The 5,972-nt window shown below is 46.6% G+C and carries 7 protein-coding genes; all 7 read left to right on the top strand.

Annotation, left to right across the window (positions count from 1 at the left end):
• The first annotated feature begins 150 nt into the window (after positions 1-150).
• Entirely contained in the window at positions 151-387 is a 237-nt protein-coding gene (locus tag BMZ95_RS11190) for a hypothetical protein (protein ID WP_046922581.1), read from the top strand.
• Between the two features lie 194 nt (positions 388-581).
• A complete protein-coding gene (locus BMZ95_RS07240; RefSeq protein ID WP_014072802.1) occupies positions 582-1,847 on the top strand; it encodes a PTS sugar transporter subunit IIC in 1,266 nt (421 codons plus the stop codon).
• Complete coding sequence (locus tag BMZ95_RS07235; protein WP_014072803.1) at positions 1,837-2,682, top strand: alpha/beta hydrolase; 846 nt, start codon at positions 1,837-1,839, stop codon at positions 2,680-2,682. The genes BMZ95_RS07240 and BMZ95_RS07235 overlap by 11 nt, the downstream gene beginning before the upstream one ends.
• Before the next feature lie 56 nt (positions 2,683-2,738).
• Positions 2,739-3,545: a glutamate 5-kinase gene (gene proB, locus BMZ95_RS07230; RefSeq protein WP_014072804.1), complete on the top strand. Its 807-nt coding sequence runs from the start codon at positions 2,739-2,741 to the stop codon at positions 3,543-3,545.
• A 9-nt stretch (positions 3,546-3,554) separates the two neighbouring features.
• Complete coding sequence (locus tag BMZ95_RS07225) at positions 3,555-4,802, top strand: glutamate-5-semialdehyde dehydrogenase (protein ID WP_014072805.1); 1,248 nt, start codon at positions 3,555-3,557, stop codon at positions 4,800-4,802.
• A 90-nt stretch (positions 4,803-4,892) separates the two neighbouring features.
• Entirely contained in the window at positions 4,893-5,639 is a 747-nt protein-coding gene (locus BMZ95_RS07220) for an NADPH-dependent oxidoreductase (RefSeq protein ID WP_014072806.1), read from the top strand.
• 78 nt (positions 5,640-5,717) lie between these two features.
• Positions 5,718-5,972, top strand: a 255-nt coding sequence (locus BMZ95_RS07215) for a helix-turn-helix domain-containing protein (RefSeq protein WP_143454981.1), incomplete at its 3' end; no start/stop codon positions are given.

The raw sequence follows: 5,972 nt of genomic DNA, 5'->3' as shown, positions 1-5,972 counted from the left end.
GAAATCGGCCCGCCCAGCCTCGAAAGTAGAACAAAATCCTCCAAAATCGGAAAAATGTTCTACTCGGTTACCTTCGCCAAAGCAGTGTGGTATCGGATTGCGGGCAAATTCCAAAAAGCACCGTTTTGCCCGTAACCGAGGTCAGGTGCAGTGATTGAGCAGGTGATGAGCGGCACTGCATTTGGCAAAATCACTGCCGTTTACGGACAAATCGATGAAAATGGGCTCTTTGTCCGTAAAATGCGGTTTGCTTACGGACAAAATGGCCAAAAATACAGCGTTGTCCGTAAATTTGAGTTAAATCTTGGCACGCTGCCCAAAAAAGAAAAAATACGTGCCATCACGACACGTATTTTCATCATTATTCAGTTGCGTACGGGGTCATAAGCGCTCGCTTCCACACCTTCATAATCAGGCTCAGACCAGCAACAAGGCTCATGATAAGTTCGTGCCGCGTCGTGACTGCGCTTGCGCTGATCACTCGCGCCCCTCCTTATCTCCCGCCTTGTTAGTCGGCTGGTCTTCGCACCTTGTTCAAAAAAGCGTATAATTAAGTTATCATTCAGTCGGAGGAAAATACTATGCAAAAACAAGTCATTTTTGAGATTGCCAAAATCAGAGAAATGAGCTTTTTTAAAACGGCACGGGCAGCGCTTCTGTCAGTTTTTCCATTCGTTTTGATCGGCAGTTTTGCAAAGGTTGCAACGGTGGCATTGCTTGCCCCGGATAGTTTTTTGAGCGGAATTTTTGGAATGGAACTGAGCCAGAGATTCAATAGTCTGTGTAACGGAATCTATGCGATGACCGGCGGGTTGAGCGGACTTTTGGCAGCTCATTATTCTGCCGGATATACGGCACAGTTTTTGCGGCAAAATTATAAAACGGCTGCGACAACCGGATTTATAGCTTATCTGGCATTGTGTTTTCAACAGGCAGGGCAGTCGCACGGGTTCGTATTTGCTTATCGGCTGCTTGGCGTGCAAGGAATCCTGGCCGGCATCATGTTCGGATACGTCGTGGGCAAGCTGTTTTTACTGAGCGGAGAATTTTGGAGCAGGGTTGAGGGAAGAGAAGGCGCCGATCAGCAGCTTCCGGGTTCGTTCCGAATGCTTTTGCCGCTGTTTTTAGCGCTTGCATTTGCGATAATTCTGAACTTTGCAGGCAGCTATTTGTTTAAAAACGGGATTTCTCAGTCTCAGGAGATGAAAGCGGCAACGAGCAGTTTTACGTCGATTCTTTGGCTCGGACTATTGACGAGCGTCGGAACCTGGTGCGGACTTTTTGGACCTTATACGAGCAGCATTTTTTTTGATGAGGCCTCGGCGACGAAGAACCTGAACTATTCTTTGGCTCATCATGGCGATTTGACCAGCGTTCCTTATAAACTGACGACTTATTCGACGTACTTTACTTATGCTCAGCTTGCCGGTCTGGGGCTGTTGCTTGCTTTGATGTTTGTTTCGAAGAGAAGAAATCGACGGCTTCTTTGTTGGTGGTGTCTGATTCCGGTCTTTTTCGGCTACGATTCGTCATTAAATATCGGGGTGCCGGTCTTGCTCAATCCGCTGTTTTTGATACCGTATGTTTTTGTTCCGCAACTGAACATGGTCGTCGTTTCTGCATTTTATAAGCTTGGAATCCTGCTTCCGTCAGTCTACCCGGTCTGGGGCGGCACGCCGCCGGTCTTGCGCGCGCTGATTGCCACGAACGGTTCGTTTGCGGCCTTTTTCGTTTCGCTTGCGTTGGTCATGATGGATGCTTTTATTTACTGCTTTTTTGTGAAAAATGCAGAGCGCGCAGGCGAATTGATGAATCGACTCAAGGGAGGACAGGTTGATGAAAAATAAGGGCGCAGTCTTTTTTTCCGGCTTGATTTTAATTTTGACGATTCTCCTGGCAATTCCGACGTATCGGTATACTAAAGAAAGTTCTGAACAAATGGCTCGGCGTTATAATTCGCAGCTGTCGCCAGTGATCATGATTCCCGGAAGTTCAGCGACGGAAAACAGATTTGACGGAATGGTCGCACAGCTTAATTCCGATCAGCCCAAAAAGCATGGACTGCTTAAGATCAAAGTCATGAGCAACGGCAGGATAAAGTTTAAAGGCAAGATTTCTGCAAGGGACACCGAACCAGTCATCGTGGTCGGATTTGAGAACAATCGTGACGGGTACTCGAACATCAAGAAGCAGGCCCGGATGTTCAATAAATGTTTTACGCAATTATATGAACGCTATGAGTTCAACAACTGCAAATGTATCGGACATTCAAACGGTGGTCTGGTCTGGACCTGTTTTCTCGAAAATTATTCAAAAAATTACGACGTCAGCTTTAAAAAACTGATGACGATCGGATCTCCCTACAATTTTTCGGAACAGTCGATGAAGAAGAAGTCGCAGATGCTGTCTGATTTTATCAAATACAGTTACCGTCTCCCCGACGATTTGATCGTATATTCGGTTGCCGGAACCGAAACCTATACTTCGGACGGCCTGGTTCCCGAAAAAAGCGTCGAGGCTGGCAAGTATATTTTTCAGGGAAAAGTCAAGTCATTCACGCAAATAACCGTGACCGGAAACGAAGCCAAACATTCGGATCTTCCGGAAAACAGACAGATTGTTGATTTGATCCAAAAATACATGCTTGATGGCCTCAAGCGCCAACCTGGTGCTAGTAGATAGAAAAGATTAATGGTATAGTTAGAACATAACAAAAAGCAAGAAGGAAGGTAGTCGTTATGAGCAGCAAGCGCCAACTTGACGGTGCAAAACGAATCGTTGTCAAGGTCGGAACCAGCACGCTGATTCATCCGAATGGCAGGATCAATCTGCAGGCAATCGATCAGCTCAGCTTTTCGTTGAGCGGTCTTGTCAACGAAGGCAAGCAGGTCGTCCTTGTTTCATCAGGGGCAATCGGCGTCGGAATGGGACAGATGGGGTTGGATGCTCGACCCGAGAAGATTCCGGAACAACAAGCCTTGGCATCAATGGGGCAGTGCGAACTGATGACGATTTACCAGCAGCGTTTTACGACGTATGGTCAAAAGATCAGCCAAGTGCTGCTGACGCATGACGTCTTGGACTATCCGGAGAGTCGCCAGAACGTTTTTAACACGCTTGATACGCTGCTTGAATGGGGCATTATTCCGATTATCAACGAAAATGACACGATTGCAGTCGACGAACTCGATCACCACACGAAGTTCGGCGACAACGATCAGCTTTCAGCTGTCGTGGCCGACATCGTCGATGCGGATCTTTTGATCATGCTGTCAGACATTGACGGATTTTTCAACAAAAATCCGCGCCATTTCAAAGACGCCAGGCTGATTGACGAAATCAACAAGATTGACTCCAAGGTTATCGAACAGGCCGGCGGCAAGGGAACTAAATTCGGAACGGGCGGAATGACGACCAAGCTCAAGGCGGCAAAACGCATTTTGAAGCATGATCGCATGATGATTCTTGCGAACGGTGAAAATCCGTCGATTATTTTCAGAATCATGAACGGTGATAAGATCGGAACTCTTTTCAGGAAAAAATGAGGTGAAATTATGGTAATTTCTTTGGAAGAGATGGGGAAAAAGGCCAGGCAGTCAGCTTTTGAGCTGGCACAGACGCCGACCTCATTGAAAAATGCAGTGTTGAACAAGATGGCTGATGCCTTGATCGAAAAAGAAGAAGAGATTTTGACACAAAACAGGCTTGATTTGGAGAAAGCATCAGAGATGCCGCAAAATTTTACGGATCGTCTGACGCTTGATCATGACCGTATTTTAGGGATGGCAGAAGGCCTGCGCCAGGTTGCATCCTTGCCTGATCCGATCGGAAACGAGGATTCTGCCTGGGTCAACCATGCCGGTTTGCAGATCGCCAAAAGGCGGATTCCTCTTGGCGTCGTCGGCATGATTTATGAAGCTCGTCCAAACGTGACGGTCGATGCGGCCGGTCTTTGTTTCAAGTCCGGAAATGCCGTGATTCTTCGCGGCGGAAAAGAAGCGTTGAGGACAAACGTCAAGCTTTGTGAAATTTTGCGGACTGTGGTCGCCTCATCAGGCCTTGACGAAAATGCCGTACAAATCATTCAGGAAACTTCGCATGAGATTGCAAATCAGTTCATGCAGCTGACGGATTATCTTGACGTTTTGATTCCGCGCGGCTCGGCTCGTCTGATCAAGGCCGTCGTCAACAATGCCAAGGTTCCGGTGATTGAAACAGGCGCCGGAAATTGTCATCTCTACGTTGATAAGGATGCTGAATTTGACATGGCGGAAAAAATCGTCGTCAATGCCAAGTGCCAACGCCCGTCAGTCTGCAATGCGGCTGAGAAACTCCTGATTCATGAAGACGTTGCAGAGAAATTTCTGCCTCGCGTAGCACAAGCCCTTGAAGAACGGCACGTCGAACTTCGCGGCGACGAACGGGCATGCGCGATTCTTGGCAGCCGTTGCAGGCCTGCAACCGTTGAAGACTGGGATACCGAATATAACGATTATATTTTGACGATCGGAATCGTTGATTCTTTGGATGAGGCAATTTTGCACATTAATCAGCACAGCACGCATCATTCCGAGTCAATCATTACTGAAAATTACCGTGCGAGTCAGCGTTTTTTGAACGAAATCGATTCCGCCTGCGTCTACGTCAATGCTTCGACCCGTTTTACCGATGGGTTCGAATTCGGATTTGGAGCAGAAATCGGCATTGCGACGCAAAAGCTTCACGCAAGAGGACCGATGGGCTTAAACGAGCTGACCACGATCAAATACGTGATTCGCGGCGACGGTCAAGTCAGAGAGTAGATTCAAGATAAAAACGTGTCTGATTTTTGGATTTAAAGGCAGTCATGCCGGAAAAGCACTGCATTTAAAATAATTAACGGAGGTATCATCATGAACGAAACGATTAAAACGCAATTGAACCATCGGACGATACGAGCTTTCAAAAACCAGGAACTCACTGATGAGCAGAAGAAGACTTTGGAAGAAGTGGCACGTCACACGTCGACAAGCATGTTCTTGCAGCAGTTCTCGATGCTGCACGTTACGGATGATGAAAAACGAGCAAAAATCCGTGAGATTACGGGGCAAAAATATGTCGGCGCAAACGGAGATCTGTTCATTTTTGTTGCCGATCTGTACCGCAACAGCGAAATTCGTCGCCAACTCGGAAAAGACGAAGGCGCGCTTCACGGGACCGATGTTTTCCTGCAGGCAGTTGAAGATACGGTTTTGGCCGTGCAAAATTTCGTCAATGCGGCTGAAAGCATGGGACTTGGCGCTGTTATTTTAGGAAGCATCAATAATGAGCCGAAGGAATTGGTCAAAATTTTGAATCTGCCGAAAATGACCTATCCCGTTTTAGGCGTTCAAGTCGGCGTTCCTGATCAGGAACCGCAACTGAAGCCGCGCCTGCCTTTGGAATTCATCTCATTTGAAAACGAATATCCTCACGATTTTTCAATCGAAAATCTCGCCTCATATGATGAAGTCGTTCAAACTTATTACGATCTTCGAGACGCCAACAAGCGCATTGATTCGTTCACCAATCAGATCGGATCTGCCAAACTTGACAACCGCAAGACGCATCGCAGCCAAATCCTTGAAGTACTGCATGAGCAGGGACTTTGCTGGAAATAGGATATTTCAATCCGTGCCGTGATTGAAGTGCCCTATAATTGTTAGACAAAGTAGTCTAATGATTGTGGGGTATTTTTTATGGCAAAGTACAGTCCGGAACTGAAAGCGGAAATTATTAGTAAATATAATCAGGGAATGGCAACGAGTATCCAATTAGCTCGAGAATACAACCTCAATTCAAGGGTTGTTCGAAGCTGGATTCAAACATATCGACTTCAAGGTAAAATTCGTCATAGTAGAAATAAGAGAATATTTGACACTGATTTTAAACTGGCTGTGATAGACTATTATCAAACACATGAGGTAACCATAGCTGAAGTTGCTGCCAGGTTT

It is taken from the genome of Ligilactobacillus ruminis DSM 20403 = NBRC 102161 (assembly GCF_900113455.1).
Taxonomy (GTDB): Bacteria; Bacillota; Bacilli; order Lactobacillales; family Lactobacillaceae; genus Ligilactobacillus; species Ligilactobacillus ruminis.
The sequence above is the reverse complement of the archived record's forward strand: the minus strand, read 5'-3'. Positions and strand labels throughout refer to the sequence as shown.